The 20,361-nt window shown below is 60.7% G+C and carries 13 protein-coding genes; 9 read left to right on the top strand and 4 right to left on the bottom strand.

What is annotated here, in order from left to right; translation table 11 throughout:
• Positions 1-106: 106 nt before the first annotated feature.
• Positions 107-1,513: a glutamate--ammonia ligase gene (glnA, locus tag JJN09_RS25215; RefSeq protein ID WP_085712782.1), complete on the bottom strand. Its 1,407-nt coding sequence runs from the start codon at positions 1,511-1,513 to the stop codon at positions 107-109.
• Positions 1,514-1,841: 328 nt separating this feature from the next.
• Between glnA and thiI the strand changes: the two genes are divergently transcribed.
• Both thiI and typA read left to right on the top strand, forming a co-directional pair.
• Entirely contained in the window at positions 1,842-3,296 is a 1,455-nt protein-coding gene (thiI, locus tag JJN09_RS25210) for a tRNA uracil 4-sulfurtransferase ThiI (protein WP_249484232.1), read from the top strand.
• A gap of 139 nt (positions 3,297-3,435) precedes the next feature.
• Positions 3,436-5,256 (top strand): translational GTPase TypA, encoded by a 1,821-nt coding sequence (gene typA, locus JJN09_RS25205; protein ID WP_096821971.1) that lies wholly within the window; start codon positions 3,436-3,438, stop codon positions 5,254-5,256.
• A gap of 322 nt (positions 5,257-5,578) precedes the next feature.
• On the opposite strand, the gene JJN09_RS25200 is transcribed toward typA, so the two are convergent.
• The gene (locus JJN09_RS25200; RefSeq protein WP_025110918.1) at positions 5,579-6,016 is read right to left on the bottom strand and encodes a YkgJ family cysteine cluster protein; all 438 of its coding nucleotides are present in this window, start codon (positions 6,014-6,016) and stop codon (positions 5,579-5,581) included.
• Between the two features lie 258 nt (positions 6,017-6,274).
• Here JJN09_RS25200 and JJN09_RS25195 point away from each other — a divergent pair, with 258 nt between their 5' ends.
• The 5 genes from JJN09_RS25195 (at position 6,275) to JJN09_RS25175 (ending at position 15,595) form a co-directional block, all read left to right on the top strand.
• A complete protein-coding gene (locus JJN09_RS25195) occupies positions 6,275-8,725 on the top strand; it encodes a glycogen/starch/alpha-glucan phosphorylase (RefSeq protein ID WP_249484231.1) in 2,451 nt (816 codons plus the stop codon).
• A 103-nt stretch (positions 8,726-8,828) separates the two neighbouring features.
• The gene (locus tag JJN09_RS25190) at positions 8,829-12,422 is read left to right on the top strand and encodes a DUF2339 domain-containing protein (RefSeq protein ID WP_249484230.1); all 3,594 of its coding nucleotides are present in this window, start codon (positions 8,829-8,831) and stop codon (positions 12,420-12,422) included.
• Positions 12,419-13,783, top strand: a complete 1,365-nt coding sequence (locus JJN09_RS25185) for a DUF3999 domain-containing protein (protein ID WP_249484229.1) — start codon at positions 12,419-12,421, stop codon at positions 13,781-13,783. The genes JJN09_RS25190 and JJN09_RS25185 overlap by 4 nt, the downstream gene beginning before the upstream one ends.
• A gap of 195 nt (positions 13,784-13,978) precedes the next feature.
• On the top strand, positions 13,979-14,989 hold the full coding sequence (locus JJN09_RS25180) for a class 1 fructose-bisphosphatase (protein ID WP_249484228.1): 1,011 nt from the start codon (positions 13,979-13,981) through the stop codon (positions 14,987-14,989).
• Positions 14,990-14,992: 3 nt separating this feature from the next.
• A complete protein-coding gene (locus JJN09_RS25175) occupies positions 14,993-15,595 on the top strand; it encodes a DUF924 family protein (RefSeq protein ID WP_249484227.1) in 603 nt (200 codons plus the stop codon).
• 216 nt (positions 15,596-15,811) lie between these two features.
• Here JJN09_RS25175 and JJN09_RS25170 read toward each other — a convergent pair whose 3' ends face one another.
• Entirely contained in the window at positions 15,812-17,704 is a 1,893-nt protein-coding gene (locus JJN09_RS25170; RefSeq protein WP_249484226.1) for a methyl-accepting chemotaxis protein, read from the bottom strand.
• A 283-nt stretch (positions 17,705-17,987) separates the two neighbouring features.
• On the opposite strand from JJN09_RS25170, the gene JJN09_RS25165 reads away from it, so the two are divergent.
• A complete protein-coding gene (locus JJN09_RS25165) occupies positions 17,988-18,242 on the top strand; it encodes a hypothetical protein (protein ID WP_007952486.1) in 255 nt (84 codons plus the stop codon).
• A 31-nt stretch (positions 18,243-18,273) separates the two neighbouring features.
• Positions 18,274-18,843, top strand: coding sequence for a lipocalin family protein (locus tag JJN09_RS25160; protein ID WP_249484225.1), 570 nt, complete (start codon positions 18,274-18,276; stop codon positions 18,841-18,843).
• 48 nt (positions 18,844-18,891) lie between these two features.
• Here JJN09_RS25160 and JJN09_RS25155 read toward each other — a convergent pair whose 3' ends face one another.
• Positions 18,892-20,256, bottom strand: coding sequence for a formimidoylglutamate deiminase (locus tag JJN09_RS25155; protein WP_249484224.1), 1,365 nt, complete (start codon positions 20,254-20,256; stop codon positions 18,892-18,894).
• Positions 20,257-20,361 lie beyond the last annotated feature (105 nt).

Raw genomic sequence — 20,361 nt, 5'->3', positions numbered from 1 at the left:
GGTCATGGCGCGAAAGCGGCGGATTATCCATGGACGAGCGGGCACAAAAAAGGCCTCCCGAAGGAGGCCTCTCTTTTGTCACGCCGCGTAGCGCGGCGCTACCGGATCAGCAGCTGTAGTACAGCTCATATTCCAGTGGGTGTACGAAGGTGCGGACCTTGATTTCTTCTTCGGATTTCAGCGCGATGTAGGCATCGATGAAGTCGTCGGAGAACACGCCGCCCTTGGTCAGGAACGCGCGGCCCTTGTCCAGCTCTTCCAGGGCTTCTTTCAGGCTGCCGCAAACTTGCGGGATCTCTTTCGCCTCTTCAGGCGGCAGGTCGTACAGGTTTTTGTCAGCAGCATCGCCTGGGTGGATCTTGTTCTGGATACCGTCCAGACCGGCCATCAGCAGTGCTGCGAAAGCCAGGTACGGGTTGGCAGCCGGATCCGGGAAGCGTGCTTCGATACGACGGCCACGTGGGCTGTTGACGTAAGGAATACGGATCGAGGCGGAACGGTTGCGAGCCGAGTAGGCCAGCATCACCGGAGCTTCGAAACCTGGCACCAGACGCTTGTAGGAGTTGGTGGCCGGGTTGGTGAAGCCGTTCAGGGCCTTGCCGTGCTTGATGATGCCACCGATGAAGTACAGAGCGGTTTCGGACAGGCCGGCATAGCCTTCGCCAGCAAAGGTGTTCTTGCCATCTTTGGCGATGGACATGTGAACGTGCATACCCGAACCGTTATCGCCGTACAGAGGCTTCGGCATGAAGGTCGCGGTGCGGCCATAGGCATCGGCCACGTTGTGTACAACGTATTTCAGAGTCTGAACTTCGTCAGCTTTCTTCACCAGGGTGTTGAACTTGACACCAATTTCGTTTTGACCGGCAGTTGCCACTTCGTGGTGGTGAACTTCAACGGTCTGACCCATCTCTTCCAGTGCGTTGCACATGGCGGTACGGATTTCGTGGTCGTGGTCGAACGGCGGAACCGGGAAGTAGCCGCCTTTCACGCCTGGACGATGGCCCTTGTTGCCGCCTTCCACGTCCTGGTCGGACATCCACGAGCCTTGCTCGGAGTAGATCTTGAACATCGAACCGGAGATGTCGGACTTGAACTTCACTTCGTCGAAGATGAAGAACTCAGGCTCTGGACCGGCGAATACGGTGTCACCGATACCGGTGGTCTTCAGGTATTCCTCGGCACGGTGGGCGATGGCGCGCGGGTCGCGATCGTAGCCTTGCATGGTCGACGGTTCGATGATGTCGCAGACCAGGATCAGGGTCGGCTCTTCGGTGAACGGGTCGAGAACGGCGGTTTCGTCGTCCGGCAGCAGGATCATGTCGGAGGCTTCGATGCCTTTCCAGCCAGCGATGGAGGAACCGTCGAACATCTTGCCAACTTCGAAGAAGTCGTCTTCCAGCGCATCGCGAGCCGGCATGGTCACGTGGTGCTGAGTGCCTTTGGTGTCCGTGAAGCGCAGATCAATCCACTTGACGTCATGATCTTTGATGAGTTGAACCGACTTCGACATAGTGTCCTCCGGGTGGCTTAGGGCTGGTAGTGGATGCCCTTAAATGTTGGTGATGCCGGCGCGAATACTCTGCCAAGGCAACCTGCCTCACAAGGGAGCAAATTGCATGCCAGTGCCCCAGCATGGGTTTTTTGCCCCAAATTCACGCTTATAAAGGTGCCAAGCGCATAAAGGGTGAAAATCTCGCCCTTTAATGTAGCGCTTTAAGTCGTAAATGACCCGTTTTGGTGCATGCAAAACCTTCTGCACATTAACTGGTTAAACCTTGAGCAATTTCCGCTATAATCCGCGCCCCCCTTTTTCGGCTGGCCCTGCGCGCGCTGTTTTCATGAAACTAATCGTAAAAGTCTTCCCCGAGATCACCATCAAAAGCCGACCTGTCCGGACGAAATTCATCCGCCAGCTGGCCAAGAACATCCGCACCGTGCTCCGCGACCTGGACCCGGCCGTGGTGGTGAACGGTGTGTGGGACAATCTCGAGCTGGAAACCCGTGTTACCGACGCCAAGGCCCTGAAAGAGATGGGCGAGCGCCTGACCTGCATGCCGGGCATCGCGCACTTTCTGCAGATCGACGAGTACCCGCTGGGTGACTTCGACGACATCACCGAGAAGTGCAAAGAGCACTACGGCGATGCACTGGCCGGGAAGATTTTCTCGGTGCGCTGCAAACGTGCGGGCAAGCATGCGTTCAGCTCGATGGACGTCGAAAAATACGTCGGCAGCAAGCTGCGCCGTGAGTGCGGTGCCGCCGGAATCGACTTGAAACAGCCGGAAATCGAAGTCCGCATCGAAGTTCGCGACAAACGGTTGTTTGTGATTCATAGCCAGCACAATGGCATCGGCGGCTACCCGCTCGGTGCGCTGGAGCAGACGCTGGTATTGATGTCCGGCGGCTTTGACTCGACGGTTGCCGCCTACCAAATCATGCGCCGCGGTCTGATGGCGCACTTCTGCTTCTTCAATCTGGGCGGTCGTGCCCACGAATTGGGCGTGATGGAAGTCGCGCATTTCATCTGGAAGAAGTACGGCAGCTCGCAACGCGTGCTATTTGTCAGTGTCCCGTTCGAAGAAGTGTTGGGCGAAATTCTCGGCAAAGTCGATAACAGTCATATGGGCGTCGTATTGAAGCGTATGATGTTGCGCGCGTCCTCGGACATCGCCGAGCGTCTGCACATTGATGCGCTGGTCACCGGTGAGGCGATCTCCCAGGTGTCGAGCCAGACGCTGCCGAACCTGTCGGTGATCGACTGCGTGACCGACAAACTGGTCCTGCGCCCGCTGATCGTCGCCCACAAGCAGGACATCATCGACACGGCCAACGAGATCGGCACTGCCGATTTCGCCCGGCACATGCCGGAGTACTGCGGGGTCATTTCGGTCAACCCGAAAACCGCCGCCAAACGCGGTCGCGTTGAGCACGAAGAGAAAGAATTCGACATGGCGGTGCTTGAGCGTGCGCTCGCAAACGCCAGACTGGTGCCGATCGATCGGGTGATCGACGAATTGGGCCAGGATTTGCAAATCGAAGAAGTCAGCGAAGCACTGGCCGGCCAGATCGTCATCGACATCCGTCACCCGGATGCCGCCGAAGATGAGCCGCTGGAGCTCGAGGGCATAGAAGTACAGACGATGCCGTTCTACGCAGTGAACGCTCGTTTCAAGGAGCTGGATCCGACTCGCCAGTACCTGCTGTATTGCGACAAAGGCGTGATGAGTCGCCTGCATGCTCACCATTTGCTCAGTGAGGGGCATGCCAATGTGCGCGTTTATCGACCGAGCTAAGTGCCCGGGGCTGTTTGCCTGTGGCCTGCGTCACCGGCCCCCCGACACCGCCGTCAAGCTGTAACGGCCATGCCGGACACTACTGCTAATCGCTGCCAAGACTTGTCAGCAAACCGAATCCTCTGATCGAGATACACAAGTGATCGAAAATCTACGCAACATCGCCATCATTGCCCACGTTGACCATGGTAAAACCACCCTGGTAGACAAACTCCTGCGTCAATCCGGCACTCTGGAGCGCAACGAGCTCAACGACGAGCGCGTGATGGACTCCAACGACCAGGAAAAAGAGCGCGGTATTACCATTCTGGCGAAAAACACCGCCATCAACTGGAACGGCTACCACATCAACATCGTGGACACCCCGGGCCACGCCGACTTCGGCGGCGAAGTTGAGCGCGTTATGTCCATGGTTGACTCCGTGCTGCTGCTGGTCGACGCTCAAGACGGTCCTATGCCGCAAACCCGTTTTGTGACCAAGAAGGCTTTCGAAGCCGGCCTGCGTCCAATCGTGGTCATCAACAAGGTTGACCGTCCGGGCGCGCGTCCTGACTGGGTTCTGGACCAGATCTTCGATCTGTTCGACAACCTGGGCGCTACTGAAGAACAACTGGACTTCCAGGTTGTTTACGCTTCGGCCCTGAACGGCATCGCCGGTCTGGACCACACCGCCATGGCGGAAGACATGACCCCGCTGTACCAAGCGGTTGTCGACCACGTTCCAGCGCCTGCTGTTGACCGTGACGGTCCGTTCCAGATGCAGATCTCCGCTCTGGACTACAACAGCTTCCTGGGTGTTATCGGTGTTGGCCGTATCGCTCGTGGTCGCGTCAAGCCGAACACCCCGGTTGTGGCTATCGATGCCAACGGCAAGCGCCGTAACGGCCGTATCCTGAAGCTGATGGGTCACCACGGTCTGCACCGCATCGACGTTGAAGAAGCAGCGGCCGGCGACATCGTCTGCATCAGCGGTTTCGACGAGCTGTTCATCTCCGACACCCTGTGCGACATCAACACCGTCGAGGCGATGAAGCCTCTGACCGTTGACGAGCCAACCGTTTCCATGACCTTCCAGGTAAACGACTCGCCATTCTGCGGTAAAGAAGGCAAGTTCGTGACCTCCCGTAACATCAAGGATCGTCTGGACAAAGAGCTGCTGTACAACGTTGCACTGCGCGTTGAAGAAGGCGACTCGGCTGACAAGTTCAAGGTTTCCGGCCGTGGTGAGCTGCACCTCTCGGTACTGATCGAAACCATGCGTCGCGAAGGCTTCGAGCTGGCCCTGGGCCGTCCTGAAGTGATCATCCGTGAAGTTGACGGCGTGAAGCAGGAACCGTTCGAAAACGTAACCATCGACATCCCTGAAGAATCGCAGGGCAAGGTCATGGAAGAGATGGGTCTGCGTAAAGGCGACCTGAGCAACATGGTGCCGGATGGCAAGGGCCGTGTTCGTCTGGAATACAACATCCCTGCTCGCGGTCTGATCGGTTTCCGTAACCAGTTCCTGACCCTGACCAACGGTGCTGGCATCCTGACTTCGATCTTCGATCGTTACGCTCCAGTGAAGTCGGGCCACATGTCCGGCCGTCAGAACGGCGTTCTGGTTTCGGTTGAAACCGGCAAGGCTCTGACCTACTCCCTGGAAACCCTGCAGGCTCGTGGCAAGCTGTTCGTAGAACACGGCCAGGAGATCTACAACGGTCAGATCGTTGGTCAGAACTCCCGCGACAACGACCTGGGTGTAAACCCAACCAAAGGCAAGAAGCTCGACAACATGCGTGCTTCGGGTAAAGACGAAACCATCGCTCTGGTTCCACCTGTTCGCTTCACCCTGGAACAGGCTCTGGAATACATCCAGGAAGACGAGCTGTGCGAAGTTACGCCTAAGTCCATCCGTCTTCGCAAGAAGATCCTGGACGAAAGCGAGCGTACCCGCGCTGCCAAGAAAGCCAAGGCATAAGATTTAGCCAGGCTTGAAAAAAACGCCCCCGCTCGAGAGACCGGGGGCGTTTTTGTTTGTCTGGGGGAAATGTGGGAACCCTTGAAAATCAAGAGCCCCCTCACCCTAACCCTCTCCCGGAGGGAGAGGGGACTGACTGGGGAATGCTCAAGAACTACGCCGACCTGATCGGGCTGTGCCGAATCCATAATCGACTCGTTCTTTCAGGTCGATGGATAGCGTAAGACACCTCGGTTGGCTCCCTCTCCCTCCGGGCGGTCCGACGTTTCGGGAGGGCTGGGGTGAGGGGGCGAGGTTCGAGGGCTGGGGTGAGGGTAGGCTTTTAGAACTTCTCTATCGCCCGAAAATTCTGCACCCGCTCCACTTCCTTCGGCTTGTACGCGCAATACCCCGGCCGCGGGCCGATTTTCGGGTGGTTGCGGCAAGTGTCCGGGCGCTTGTCATAAATGGTGCACAGCCGGCTCTTACGATCCAGGTAGTAGCAATCGTTGTTGCTCATGCGCTGCAGGGTGAAGATCCCCGACTTCTGATTGAAGCGCTCGACCAGGCCTTCCTTTTGCAGGCGCTTGGCGATGTTCTTCGGCGGGTCGCCCAGTTCGAACTCGTCGACCACACCGATGCGCACCAAATCCTTGATCTTGACCTCGACCGGCAGCGTGCAGCAGCTCGACATGCACGAACCGCACATCGGGGCCGAATATTTGGCCCAGGTATCGAGACGGTCGATCTCGGCTGCGGCGATCAGGTTGGGCTTCATCATCGGGGTTTACCAGGCATGTGCATCAGGGCGCGCGATCATACCGGGACTGGTGGATTTTTGAACAACCTTTCGCCAGATTTTTTCGTCGTGCTGCCACCAGGGTCGACAATTCGGCACGGCCCCTGCATCCATTACGGCATTCGCCAGAGTATTGCCGGACGAAGTCTCACTCTCAGGAAAAACTGCCGAACCAGAGCCCCTACCGTCGGTCAGACCGTCTAGGCTCTGACAATTCCCCGCTCGCTCGAGGTCCTATCGATGACTCAAGAACCACTAGTTCGCGAAGCAGAGGTGGCCGCATTCCGCGACGCCGTCCTGACCAAACTCACCTACGCGGTGGGCAAAGACCCGGATCACGCCTTCGACCATGACTGGTTCGAAGCCATCGCCCTGGCGGCGCGCGATCACATGGTCGAGCACTGGATGGACCACACCCGGCAGATCTACCGCAAAGGTCAGAAGCGGGTGTATTACCTCTCGCTGGAATTTCTCATCGGCCGTTTGCTGTACGACAGCTTGAGTAATCTGGGCCTGCTGGATGTTGCCCGTGAAGCACTGACTGAGTTGGGTGTCGATCTTGAGCGCATCCGCTTGCTGGAACCGGATGCGGCACTCGGCAACGGCGGCCTCGGACGGCTGGCGGCGTGCTTCATGGAAAGCATGTCGACCCTCGGCATCGCTGGCCACGGCTACGGCATCCGTTATGAGCACGGCTTGTTCCGTCAGGCCATTGTCGACGGCTGGCAGCAAGAGCAGACCGAGCACTGGCTGGATTTCGGCAACCCGTGGGAGTTCGAACGGCCGGAAGTCGTGTACTCCATCGGGTTTGGCGGCAGCGTCGAGACCGTCACCGATGTCAGCGGCAAGAGCAAGCAAGTCTGGTCGCCGGCGGAAACCGTTCGGGCCATTGCCTACGACACCCCGGTGGTTGGCTGGCGCGGAGCGAGCGTCAACACCTTGCGCCTGTGGCGGGCGCGGGCGATGGAAGATTTGCACCTGGAGCGCTTCAATGCCGGTGACCACTTGGGAGCGGTCGCCGAGGTTGCCCGGGCCGAGAGTATCTCCCGCGTGCTCTATCCAGCGGACAGCACCGAGGCCGGGCAGGAACTGCGCCTGCGTCAGGAATACTTCTTTGTCGCCGCCTCGCTTCAGGACTTGTTGCGCCGTCATCGCAACATGCACACCTCGGTGCTGACCCTGGGCGATCACGCGGCGATCCAGCTCAACGACACGCACCCCTCGATCGCCGTCGCCGAACTGATGCGCCAATTGGTCGACGTCTACGACGTGGCCTGGGATGCGGCGTGGCAAGTCACCGTCGACACGCTGTCGTACACCAACCACACGCTGTTGCCCGAAGCACTGGAAACCTGGCCGGTGGGGTTGATGGAACGCATGCTGCCCCGGCACATGCAGATCATTTACCTGATCAACGCCCAGCACATCGATTCGCTGCGGGCCAAGGGCATTCACGATTTCGACGTGTTGCGCGCGGTGTCACTGATCGAGGAAGACAACGGTCGCCGGGTGCGCATGGGCAATCTCGCGTTCCTCGGTTCCCACAGCGTCAACGGCGTGTCGGGCCTGCACACGCAGCTGATGCGCAAGACCGTATTCGCCGAACTGCACAAGCTCTACCCGGAGCGGATCAACAACAAGACCAACGGCATCACCTTCCGCCGCTGGCTGTACCAGGCCAACTCTGAACTGACCTCGATGCTGGTAGACGCGCTTGGCCCGGATCTTTTGGATAACCCCGAAGAACGCCTGCTCGATCTTGAGCCTTTCGCCGAGAAACCGGCCTTCCGCAAAGCCTTCGCCGAACAACGGCTGCACAGCAAAAAGGCTCTCGCCTATCTGATTCACGAACGGCTGGGGATCGCGGTCAACCCGGCGGCGATGTTCGACGTGCAGGTCAAACGGATCCACGAATACAAACGTCAGTTGCTTAACCTGATGCACACGGTCGCGCTGTATCAGGCGATCCGCGCCGAGCCGGAAATCGACTGGGTGCCACGGGTGAAAATCTTCGCCGGCAAAGCGGCGGCCAGTTATCACCAGGCCAAGCTGATCATCAAACTGACCAACGACATCGCCCGCGTGGTGAACAACGACCCGACCGTGCGCGGCCTGCTGAAAGTGGTATTCCTGCCCAACTACAACGTCAGCCTGGCGGAAAGCATCATCCCGGCGGCGGACCTGTCGGAGCAGATCTCCACCGCCGGTTTCGAAGCCTCGGGCACCAGCAACATGAAGTTCGGCCTCAACGGCGCACTGACCATCGGCACCCTCGACGGCGCCAACGTGGAAATGTGCGAGCGCATCGGCGCCGAGCACATGTTCATCTTCGGCCTGAGCGCCCAGCAGGTCGAAGCGCGCAAGCAGAATCATGAGTTCAGCGCGGTGCCGGACATTGCCGCCTCCCACCGCCTCAACGATGTGTTGCAGGCGATTCGCAGCGGTGTGTTCTCGCCGGACGACACGTCGCGCTACACCGGGCTGATCGATTCGCTGGTGGATTACGACCGCTTCCTGGTCTGCGCCGATTTCGACTCCTACTGGGAGGCGCAAATGCGCGTCGATGCGCTCTGGCACGATTCCAACAAGTGGTGGCGCTCGGCGGTGTTGAACACCTCGCGGATGGGCTGGTTCTCCTCCGACCGGACGATTCGCGAGTACGCCACGGATATCTGGAAGGCACTGGAGTAACTTTTAGCGACAAATGTGCGCCCGGCCCCCACGCTTGTTAGGCCGGGCCGATATACTGAGCCCTGGTTCGGCCCCGCTTCGGGGCTGCTCAGGGATATCGACCATGCAATGGATGTTCATGTTGATCGGGCTGCTGCTCGGTTGGCTGCTCGACGAATCGTTCAGTTCTGCGCTATTGGGCGCGTTGCTGGGTCTGGCGATCGGGCAGACGATCCGCATTGCGCGACTTGGCTCGCAAGTGGCGGAGCAACAGCAGCAACTTGAACAGGCGAAAGTGGCTTTGCAGGGTGTCGCGCAGCGTCTGTATCTGCTGGAGGGATCGCCCTCGCATGCGGTGCCAGCGCCAGGCGTAGAACCGGTCCCCGAGCCTTTGGTCGAGCCTGTCGATAGCGTCGAAGCAGCGTCGGCCCCCGAACTGGTCTGGGAGCTGCCGCCCGAACTCGAACCTCTCTCAGCCGTCGCCAGCGAAACCAGTCAGCCGCTGCCGGCCGATGTCTGGCGTCTGGACGCCGTTACCTCCGAACCCCCGGAAACCCGGCAGCCAGCCGAGCCCCGTGGCCCGAACCTCATCGAGCGCGGCATCAGTGCTGCGCGCAACTGGCTGTTCGGTGGCAACACTGTGCTGCGGGTCGGCGTGGTGTTGCTGTTCTTCGGTCTGGCCTTCCTGCTGCGCTACGCCACCGAAGGCATGGTGGTGCCGATCGAAATGCGTTATGCCGGGGTCGCGGCGGCGGCGCTGGGGTTGCTGGCGCTGGGTTGGTGGCTGCGCCATCGCAACACGAGCTACGCCTTGATGCTGCAAGGCACCGGGATCGCGGTGTTGTACCTGACGGTATTTGCGGCGATGCGCCTGCATCCGTTGCTCGATCCGTCCGCTGCACTGGGGTTGCTGGTAGCGGTGACGGTGTTCTCGGCCATTCTGGCCATCACTCAGGATTCCCTCGCCCTGGCCTGCGTCGCCGCGTTGGGCGGTTTCGCTGCGCCGATTCTGACTTCCACCGGAGCCGGCAATCATGTCGCGCTGTTCAGTTATTTCGCGCTGCTCAACGCTGGCATCCTGGCCATCGCCTGGTTCAAGGCCTGGCGCCTGCTCAACCTGATCGGCTTCGCCGGCACCTTCGGCATCGGTTTCGCATGGGGCCTGCGTTCGTATGCGCCGGAACTGCTGTGGAGCACCGAGCCCTTCCTGATTCTGTTCTTCCTGATGTACCTGGCCATCGGCTTGCTGTTCGCTCGACGCAAGCTCCTGGACAGGCCGGACGCCCCGGCGGATGGCGATCGCGAGGCGCTGCTGAATTGGTCGGCGCGCAAGGGTGACTATGTCGACGGCACGATGCTGTTCGGCCCGCCGTTGGTGGGTTTCGGCCTGCAATTCGCGTTGGTGCAGCATCTGGAGTTCGCCGCCGCGTTCAGCGCATTGGCGCTGGGCATGATTTACATGACCCTCGCCCGTGTGCTGATGGGCGGCCGGGCGCTGTTGCTGGGTGAGACTTGCCTGGCGCTCGGCGTGATTTTCGCCAGCCTGGCGATTCCGCTGGGGCTGGATGCGCGCTGGACATCGGCGGTCTGGGCAGTGGAGGGAGCGGGGATTTTCTGGCTTGGCTTGCGTCAGCACCGGCCGTTCGCTCGGGCCTTCGCGTTGCTGCTGCAACTGGGCTCGGCGCTGGCGTTTCTCAGCCAGTTGCGTGTCGGCGAAAGCAGCCTGCTCGACGGTGCACCGCTGGGCGCGCTGATGCTCGGCATCGCATTGCTGTTCAGTTTCTATCAACTGCGCCAAGCCCCGGCGGAACACACCTCGGCGTGGGAGCGACAAGGTTTGCCGGTGTTGGCGAGCCTCGGTCTGACCTTCCTTTATCTGCTGGCGCCGCTGTTTTTCTTCACCCACGGTACGGCGATCAGTTGGGCGCTGGCCGGTCTGGTGACCTTGTTCGTCGGCCTGCGCCTGCAATCGCGCACGTTCCTGTTCACCGCATTTGCCGTGCAACTGCTCGGCGGGGCGTTGTTCCTGTTGCGCCTGCAAGGGGCGGGCGAGGATTCGGCGGCCGTGTTCAGTGCCGGTTGGAGCGGTTTGCTCAGCGCTTCGCTGATCGGTCTGGCGCTGATCGCAGGCATGTTGCTGGCGGCGCGCGACGAGATGGTGCGCAACGATGTGCGGCTGCTGCGCGGTTTGTCGGTGGTGCTGCTGGCGGGGTTGGTGCTGATCAATCTGGCGGTGTTGTTCGTCCTGCCGTGGCAAACCGCGAGCGCCGTGTGGGCGGCCAGTGGATTGTTGATCATCTGGCTCGGTCTGTACCTCAAGCAGCGCGTGAGTTTTGTCTTCGGATTGTTGTTGCAGTTGATCGGCGGCGCGGCGTTTTTGCTTGCCGGTCCCGAGCTGCTCGGGCCGCTGTCCAGCGAAGGTCTGCGACCGCTGGCCCATGGCGGCTTCTGGACGCCGCTGGTGCTGGGGCTGGCGGCGATGATCGGGGCGTGGCGTCTGCAATTGGGCAATCACGCTTCGGCGTTCGATGTGCTGAGTTTGCAGCGACTGTCCGAAGTGTTGCTGGTGTGGGGCGCCGGTTGGTGGGCGCTGGCGTGGGTCAGCGAAGTGTTGCGTTTTGCGCCACTGAATCTGCAGGCAACGCTGTTGCTGCTGGTCGCCGCGCTGAGCGTCGCGTTGTGGACGCTGTTGGCATTGCGCCTGAAATGGCCGTCGCTCGGATTGCTCTGCACCTTGCTGATTCCGGCGGCCGGGCTAGTGTTGCTGGCCGCGTGGCACTCGCGTTATCACCCGGCGGCCAATTTCGGCTGGCTGGCATGGGCGGCGGTGTTTGCGGTGCATTTCTTCAGCCTGCGGCGTCTGGCGCCGATGTTGCCGGCGCGGGCCTTGAGCACGGCGCATGTGCTCGGCTGCTGGCTGCTGATCGGCGTGCTGGCGCTGGAGCTGCGCTACGGCCTGCTGCTGTTGTCCGAGCAGTACAACGCCTGGCGCTGGCTGGGCTGGGCGATTCTGCCGAGCGTGTATCTGTTGCTGATGGCCGCGCCGCGCAACTGGCCGTGGCCGGTGGCGGCGTTCCCTCGCGAGTACCGCTTGTACGCGGCAGCGCCGCTGGCGGTGTTGATGCTCGTCTGGTTCTGGCTGGCGAACGGGGTGAGCGACGGCAACGCCGAACCGCTGCCTTATGTGCCGCTGATCAACCCGCTGGAGCTGGGCCTGTTGATCGCGTTGTTCAGTGTCTATGTCTGGTCGCGCAGTGCGGTAGCCGAGCTGTCGATCCGCAAGGATTACGCCGCTCACGCTTCGCAACTGATCGCCGGTGTTTCGCTGTTCGCCTTCTGCACTGCGTTGGTGACCCGCGCCGCGCACCATTGGGCGGGGATTCCGTTCGAGCTCGACCTGTTGCTCGAATCGATGCTGGTACAGGCCGGGTTGTCCATTGTCTGGACGCTGATGGCGCTCGGATTAATGATCGGCGGGCACCTGCGCCATCGCCGCGAAGTTTGGTTGATTGGTGCGGCGTTGATTGCGCTGGTGGTGGCCAAACTGATTTTTGTCGAATTGAGCAACCGTGGCGGGCTGGCGCGGATCGTCTCGTTTATCGGCGTCGGCGTGTTGCTGCTGGTGGTGGGCTACTTTGCGCCGCTGCCGCCCAAACGCGTCGAAGCTGCACCGGAGGCGGACAAACCGGCCCCGGAAACCGAAGGAGTGTCGTCTTGAGTCGCAAGCTTAATCTGGGGTGGCTGTTGCTGGGCGTGGCCATGACGGCCGGCGCCCAGGAAAAACCGGCGGACTTCGCCGCGCAGGTGCCGTTGTCGGTCAGTGGCGCAGGCCCGTGGTATCGCCTCGAACTGCCGCTGAGCGTGCAGTTGCAGGCGCGTCAGACTGACCTCAGCGACCTGCGGGTATTCAACGCTGCCGGTGAACCGCAGGCCTACGCGCTGGCCGGGGAATCGGCGCAGACCCGCGACGACGGCCACATGAATACAGTGAAGTGGTTCCCGCTCTATAACTCGGCGGATGCCACCGAACGCGCGCCGAGTGTTCGCGTGCAGTCGACCACCACCGGCACGCTGGTGGAAGTGCAGCCGTCCAGCCAACTGGAAGCGGGCGAGGAAGTGCTGCGCGGCTGGCTGCTGGATGCCAGCGCAATCAAGGCGCCGTTACAGCAACTGATCCTCGACTGGACCAGCGAGCGCGACGGCTTCCAGCGTTTCAGCATCGAGGCCAGCGACGACTTGCAGCACTGGCAAGCCTGGGGCGAAGGCCAGGTCGCGCGCCTGACCTTTTCCGATGAGCGCATCGAGCAGCATGAAGTCGCGCTGCCGGGGCAATCGGCGCGCTATCTGCGGTTGTTGTGGGATTCGCCCAATGCAGCACCAACCCTGACTTCGGCGCAACTGAAAAGCAGTGACCCGCAAAACCTGCCGCTGCCGCTGGTCTGGTCGCCAGCGCTGGCCGGCAGCAGCACCAAGGCCGGGGAGTACACCTGGCAGCTACCGATGGGGCTGAATGTCGAGCGGGTCCAGGTCGAGTTGAAACAACCCAACAGCCTGGCACCGGTGATGCTGGCGGGACGCCGCGAAACCAGTCTGCCGTGGCAACCGTTGAGCAGCGGCTTGCTCTATCGCCTGACCCAGAATGGCCAGGACGTGGTGCAGAACGAGTTGCAGCTTTACGGGCAAACCGTGCAGCAGTTGAAACTGACGGTCGACGAACGCGGCGGCGGTCTCGGCGAGCAGGCGCCGAGCGTCAAGTACGCGGTGCGCGCCACCCAGGTGATCTTCCTCGCCCGCGGCGACGGGCCGTACAGCCTGGCGCTGGGCAATCCGACGGTGAGAACGGCAAACCTGCCGCTGGCCACGCTGATCCCTGACTTCAAACCGGAGAAACTCGCCACGCTTGGCAAGGCGACGGTGCAAGGTGAAGCGGTGGCGACCCAGACGTCGACAACCACCTCGGTGGCCACAACCGACACCAACTGGAAGAAGTTCGGCCTGTGGGCGGTGTTGCTGCTCAGTGTGCTGTTTCTGGCGGCGATGGCCTTCAGTCTGCTGCGCAAGCCGCCGGCCAAGTCCTGAATATGACGGGTGTGGCCTCTACACCCGTCGGGTTTCCAACTACGCTGAAACCGGTGCATGAACTCTCTCGGTCCGATCACGTCTGATAGCAGGAATTGCACCCGACGCACGTTACCGGGCGTCATTGCTCGCTACGGTTTCAGACTCCCTGTAAACTGCGCGGGTTTTTAGCCCCCCATTCCACCGGAGCCGTCCATGTCCCGCGTTACCCTGAGTCGCTATTTGATTGAGCAGACCCGCAGCAACAACACTCCTGCCGATCTGCGCTTCCTGATCGAAGTGGTGGCGCGTGCCTGCAAGGAGATCAGCCACGCCGTGTCCAAAGGCGCCCTGGGCGGCGTTCTGGGCAGCATGGGCACTGAAAACGTGCAAGGTGAAGTGCAGAAGAAGCTCGACGTGATCTCCAACGAGATCCTGCTCGAAGCCAACGAGTGGGGCGGTCACTTGGCCGGCATGGCGTCCGAAGAAATGGACAATGCCTACCAGATCCCGGGCAAATACCCGAAAGGCGCCTACCTGCTGGTATTCGACCCGCTGGACGGTTCGTCGAACATCGACATCAACGCGCCGGTCGGCACCATCTTCTCGGTACTGCGTTGCCCGAACGAATACCTGAGCCAGAACGAGCCTTTGAATGAGAAGGCTTTCCTGCAGCCAGGCACCCAGCAAGTTGCCGCCGGTTATGCCATCTACGGCCCACAGACAATGCTGGTGTTGACCTTGGGCGACGGCGTCAAAGGCTTCACCCTGGACCGCGAAATGGGCAGCTTCGTCCTGACTCACGAAGACATCACCATTCCGGAATCCACCGCGGAATTCGCCATCAACATGTCCAACCAGCGTCACTGGGAAGCCCCGGTACAGCGCTACGTTTCGGAACTGTTGGCCGGTGAAGAAGGCCCGCTGAAAAAGAACTACAACATGCGTTGGGTCGCGGCGATGGTTGCCGACGTGCACCGCATCCTGACCCGTGGCGGTCTGTTCATGTACCCGCGCGACAGCCGCGAGCCGTCCAAGCCAGGCAAACTGCGCCTGATGTACGAAGCCAACCCGATGTCGTTCCTGGTGGAACAGGCAGGCGGCGCTTCCACCGACGGTCACCAGCGCATCCTCGACATCCAGCCTGAAGGCCTGCACCAGCGCGTAGCGGTGTTCCTCGGCTCGAAAGAAGAAGTTGCTCGCGCCACGGCTTACCACAAGGAATAAACCATGACCGCGCCCTGGCAGCCGTTGCTCGATTGGTGGTTCGGTCACTCCGAATCTGCCACTGAAGTGACGGCGCAACAGGGCGGGTTGTGGTTTGGCAAGAAAAACAGCCAGGACCTCGAAGCGCGTGAGCGTTTCGGGGTCTTTGTCGATCAGGCCCTCGCTGGCGAATTGACCGAGTGGACGCAACGTCCCGAAGGTTGGCTGGCGCTGGTGCTGTTGCTCGATCAACTCCCGCGAATGATCTTTCGTGATACGCCCAAAGCTTTCTCTGGTGACCTACGGGCACAGAAACTGGTTGCCCAAGGCATTGCCGCAGACTTTGATCGGCAGTTGAAACCGATTCAACGACTCTTCATCTACCTTGTCTTCGAACACTGCGAAAACCTCGCGGTGCAGAATGAAGCGGTCTCGCGATTCATCGAACTGGTGGCTGAACAGCCGGAGGCGGAGCGCGGGGTGTTTGCCGACAATCTGGATTATGCCGAGCGGCATCAGCGGGTGATTGCGCGGTTTGGACGGTTTCCGCATCGCAATGCGGTGTTGGGAAGGGAGTCTACGGTTGAGGAGTTGGCGTTTTTGAAAGAGCCGGGTTCGCGTTTTTAGGGCGATTTTCGGCTACCTCAAAAACCGGCCCTCACCCTAACCCTCTCCCGGAGGGAGAGGGGACTGACCGAGGTGTTTTGTCGCTATACATCGACCTGAGATATCGAGCCGAACTCAGGTTTTGAAAAGCATGAAGATCGGCTCCCTTTCCCCCTCGCCCCCCTGGGGGAGAGGGCTGGGGTGAGGGGGTTGGCTCTTGATCTTCAGCTCTTGATCTTAGATCCGGAAGCTACCCACCAACTGCTTGAGTCGCGCAGCCTGCTGCTCCAGATCCGCACAAGCCCGCAATGTCGCCTGCAAGTTCTCCACACCTTCCTGGTTCAGCGTGTTGATCTCATTAATATCAACGTTGATCGACTCAACCACAGCCGTCTGCTCTTCAGTCGCCGTCGCTACCGACTGGTTCATGCCGTCGATCTCGCCGATGCGCTGGGTCACGCTGCCCAAGCGTTCGCCGGCCTGGTTGGCGATGCCGACGCTGCTTTCGCTCTCGCGCTGGCTCTCGGTCATGATGCCGACCGCCTGACGTGCGCCGACCTGCAGCTCTTCGATCATTTTCTGCACTTGCTGCGCCGAATCCTGGGTGCGGTGCGCCAGGTTGCGTACTTCGTCGGCCACCACGGCGAAACCACGACCGGCCTCACCGGCACGGGCCGCTTCGATCGCTGCGTTGAGCGCCAGCAGGTTGGTTTGTTGGGAGATGCTGGTGATCACTTCCAGAATCTGCCCGATGTTCACGGTGTTGCTGTTCAGGGTTTCGATGTTGCCACAGGAGTCGCTGATCTTCGCCGACAGTTGCTGCATGGCGTGGATGGTTTTATCCACTACCTGCTGGCCGTCTTCGGCCAAGCTGCGTGCGTCGCTTGAGTGTTGCGAGGCGAGGGCGGCGTTCTGGGCGATTTCCTGGGCGGCGGCGCCGAGCTGATTGATCGCAGCGGCAACGCTGTTGGTGCGGGTGGCCTGCTGGTCGGAGTTGTACATCGATGAGTTGGACGCCGCGACTACGCGCAGGGCGACTTCGTTGACCTGGCCAGTGGCCGAGGACACTTCGCGGATCGAAGTGTGGATACGCTCGACGAAACGGTTGAAAGAGGTGCCCAGTGCGCCGAATTCGTCGTGGCCGTGGATGGTCAGGCGTTTGGTCAGGTCGCCTTCGCCTTCGGCGATGTCATGCATGGCGCGACCCATGGTCAGCAGCGGTTGCATCAGCACGCGGATCAACATGCCAAGCAGGGCGATGATGATCACCACGGCGATGACCATGGCGATCAATGCCGAAGTGCGGAACTCGCTGAGCATCGAAAACGCGGTGTCCTTGTCCAGCACCAGACCCACGTACCAGTCGGCCGACGGCACGCCGTTGACGCGGGTGAAGGAGATCAGTTGGGTCTTGCCGGCGAACTCGACTTCCTTCAGTCCCGGGCTGACTTTGGGCGCACCGTTGGGATAGGCCTCGGCCAGGGTCTTGAGCACCAGTTTACTGTCGGGATGGATGAGGATCTTGCCGTCGGCACTGACGATGAACGCGTGGCCATGGCCACCGAAGTTCAGCGAGTTGATGATCGCGCTGACACTCGACAGATCAATGTCGGCACCGGCCACACCGATCATCTGGCCCTGGCGCTGTACCGGAGTGGCAACGGTAATCACCAGTTTGCCCGATGAAGCGGCGATGTACGGTTCGGTGACGATGGTCTGCTGGGCGCTGTTCGCGGCCTTGTACCAGCCACGGGCGCGCGGGTCGTAATCCGGCGCGCGGTTGCCGATCGGGACCGAGAACATCACGCCGTCGGCGCCGCCGAAATAGCTGAGCTGGAAATTGCCGGTGTAGGCGGGCAGGTCGATGATGCGTTTCAGGCTGGCAGGGGCATTGCCGTCGGCGACAACCTGTTGCGACATCGATTGCAGCAACTGGATGCGGCTTTCCAGCCAGGTCTGGATGTTGCTGGTGGTCAGGCTGCCCAGTTCCTGCATCGAGGCTTCGGTACTGCTGCTCAGGGCTTCGCGTTGTCGATAGTCGTTGAACAAAATGAAACCGGCGAACGCAACGGCCACCACGAGGGCGGCAGCCAACAAGATCTTGTGGCTGAATTTCATGTTTCTGGTCATTAAGTGAGCTACCGCGAAGGGGCTGGTCAAGAAGGGGGCGGCAATTTGCCACACTCTGGGGCTTTGCGCTGCTCTTATTTCGACCGCTGCGCGCCAAAGATTAGGCGACTTTTGCGAAAGGCGACGAAATGCTCAATAGCCCTACAAAGTGTCTGATTTGCCGATGAAAGCCGGACGAGTGGGCTAACAAATAGCCATGTGCCCAGGGAACCAGACAGGGGTTTTCTCTTCTAAGCTTCTGGTTGGCGCCATGCCATCCCCCTTCCGTTCCAGGAGTTACACCATGTCGCTGCGATCTATCGCCCTGCTGTCGTTTTGCGTGCTGTTGGCCGCATGCAGCAAGGTCAATCAGGAAAACTACTCGAAGCTCTCGGCCGGCATGGCCAAGGCCGAAGTGGAGACGCTGCTCGGCAAGCCCACCGATTGCTCGGGCGCGCTCGGCATGTCCAGTTGCACCTGGGGCGACAAGAACAGCTTTATCAGCGTGCAGTACGCCGGTGACAAAGTGTTGATGTTTTCCGGCCAAGGCCTGAAGTAAACCGGGGCTACGCGCCCACGGGAGAAAAACAATGAAGCGGTTATTGCTTGTCCTTTTTGCCGGCCTGGTATTGGCCGGCTGCGCCACGACCGGTGAAGATCCGCTGGCGCCCAAGACAGTACACAGCGTCAATCTCAAGCGTTACCAGGGCACCTGGTACGAGCTGGCGCGGCTGCCGATGTATTTCCAGCGCAATTGCGCGCAATCCGAAGCCCGCTACAGCCTCCAGCCTGACGGCAACCTCGGCGTGTTCAACCGTTGCCTGACCAAGGACTGGCAGTGGGAAGAGGTCAAGGGCGCGGCTTATCCACAGGTGCCGGGCAAGACCGACAAGTTGTGGGTCGAGTTCGATACCTGGTTCTCGCGGCTGATTCCGGGTTCGGCCAAGGGCCAATACTGGGTGCTGTACGTCAGTGACGACTACAAGACCGCCATTGTGGGCGACCCGAGCCGACGTTACCTTTGGCTGTTGTCCCGCACGCCGACCGTCAACGGTGTGGTGCGCGAAGAACTGCTGAGCAAGGCGCGCCAGCAGGGTTACGACACCACGCGGTTGATCTGGCGGGCGTCGGATCAGCAGATGGCCAAGACGTCCAACTGACGCGCAACAAAAAACCTGTGGAGGTTGCCCTCCACAGGTTTTTTTGTGTCAGCCCAAAAGGTCTCGCAGGACCTGGGTGAAGGCGCGATTGCTGTCCTCCTCCCCGGCATGTCGCCCGTCACGCACGACCCACTGACCGTTGACCAGTACGTCACGCACCTGACGGTCGCCACCGGCAAACAACCAGCGGTTCAGGATCCCGTCACCGCTGGCCGTGGCCAGATACGGATCGGTGCCATCGAGCACAATCCAGTCGGCGCGTTTGCCGACTTCCAGTGCACCGATCGGCTGGCCCAAAGCCTGAGCTCCGCCATCCAGTGCCGCGTCGTACAGGGTGCGGCCGACCATCGGCTGATCCGCGCCATACAAGCGGTTGCGCCGCTGATCGCGAAGACGCTGGCCGTATTCCAGCCAACGCAATTCTTCCACCACGCTCAACGACACATGGCTGTCGGAGCCGATACCCATGCGTCCGCCCTGAGCGAGGAAATCCACCGCCGGGAAGATCCCGTCGCCGAGGTTGGCTTCGGTGGTCAGGCACAGGCCGGCGATGGCGCGGCTCTTGGCCATCAGCGTGACTTCTTCCGGATTGGCGTGGGTGGCGTGGACCAGGCACCAGCGCTGATCGACTTCGGTGTTCTCGTACAGCCATTGCAGCGGACGGCGACCGCTCCAGCTCAGGCAGTCGTCGACTTCCTTCTGCTGTTCGGCGATGTGGATGTGCACCGGGCATTGCTTGTTGCTGGCCGCCAGCACTTCACTGATCTGCTGTGGGGTGACCGCGCGCAACGAGTGGAAACACAATCCCAGCGACTGAGCCTTCTGCTGCGCCAGCAACGGTTGCAGGCGCGATTGCAGTTTCAGGTAGTTTTCGGTGCTGTTGATGAAGCGGCGCTGGCCTTCGTTCGGCGTCTGGCCGCCGAAACCGCTGTGGCTGTAAAGCACCGGCAACAGCGTCAGGCCGATGCCGGCGGAACTGGCGGCCTGGCTGATACGCAACGCCAGCTCGGCCGGATCGGCGTACGGCTGACCATTAACGTCGTGATGCACATAGTGGAACTCGGCGACCGAGGTATAACCGGCCTTGAGCATTTCGATGTACAGCTGACGCGCAATCACGCCGAGCTGGTCCGGGCTGATTTTTCCGACGAGCCGATACATCAGATCGCGCCAGGTCCAGAAACTGTCGTTGGGATTGCCGGCCACTTCTGCCAGTCCTGCCATCGCTCGCTGGAACGCGTGGGAGTGAAGATTCGGCATCCCCGGCAGCAGCGGACCACTCAACCGTTCGGTGCCATCTGCGGTGGAATCGGCCTGGATTCGGGTCAACACGCCTTCGGCGCTGACCTCGAGACGTACATTGTTGGCCCATCCGTTAGGCAGCAGCGCGCGTTCGGCAAAGAAGGCGGACATGGTTCAGTACCCCATCTGTGTTATTTGTATATACATATACAGACGTTTGCCTGCCCGGTAAACTCCGGCAAGCTAGCAACCTTCATCCAATGAACAGGGATCCAC

Origin of the sequence: Pseudomonas sp. HS6 (assembly GCF_023375815.1) — a bacterium.
Taxonomy (GTDB): domain Bacteria; phylum Pseudomonadota; class Gammaproteobacteria; order Pseudomonadales; family Pseudomonadaceae; genus Aquipseudomonas.
Note: the sequence above shows the minus strand (reverse complement) of the source record. Positions and strands in the feature narration are given on the sequence as shown.

Coding starts and splice junctions, on each gene's coding strand:
- glnA (WP_085712782.1), bottom strand. CDS start 1,513: ATGTCGAAGTCGGTTCAACTCATCAAAGATCATGACGTCAAGTGGATT.
- thiI (WP_249484232.1), top strand. CDS start 1,842: ATGAAACTAATCGTAAAAGTCTTCCCCGAGATCACCATCAAAAGCCGA.
- JJN09_RS25200 (WP_025110918.1), bottom strand. CDS start 6,016: ATGATGAAGCCCAACCTGATCGCCGCAGCCGAGATCGACCGTCTCGAT.
- JJN09_RS25195 (WP_249484231.1), top strand. CDS start 6,275: ATGACTCAAGAACCACTAGTTCGCGAAGCAGAGGTGGCCGCATTCCGC.
- JJN09_RS25190 (WP_249484230.1), top strand. CDS start 8,829: ATGCAATGGATGTTCATGTTGATCGGGCTGCTGCTCGGTTGGCTGCTC.
- JJN09_RS25180 (WP_249484228.1), top strand. CDS start 13,979: ATGTCCCGCGTTACCCTGAGTCGCTATTTGATTGAGCAGACCCGCAGC.
- JJN09_RS25175 (WP_249484227.1), top strand. CDS start 14,993: ATGACCGCGCCCTGGCAGCCGTTGCTCGATTGGTGGTTCGGTCACTCC.
- JJN09_RS25170 (WP_249484226.1), bottom strand. CDS start 17,704: ATGACCAGAAACATGAAATTCAGCCACAAGATCTTGTTGGCTGCCGCC.
- JJN09_RS25165 (WP_007952486.1), top strand. CDS start 17,988: ATGTCGCTGCGATCTATCGCCCTGCTGTCGTTTTGCGTGCTGTTGGCC.
- JJN09_RS25160 (WP_249484225.1), top strand. CDS start 18,274: ATGAAGCGGTTATTGCTTGTCCTTTTTGCCGGCCTGGTATTGGCCGGC.
- JJN09_RS25155 (WP_249484224.1), bottom strand. CDS start 20,256: ATGTCCGCCTTCTTTGCCGAACGCGCGCTGCTGCCTAACGGATGGGCC.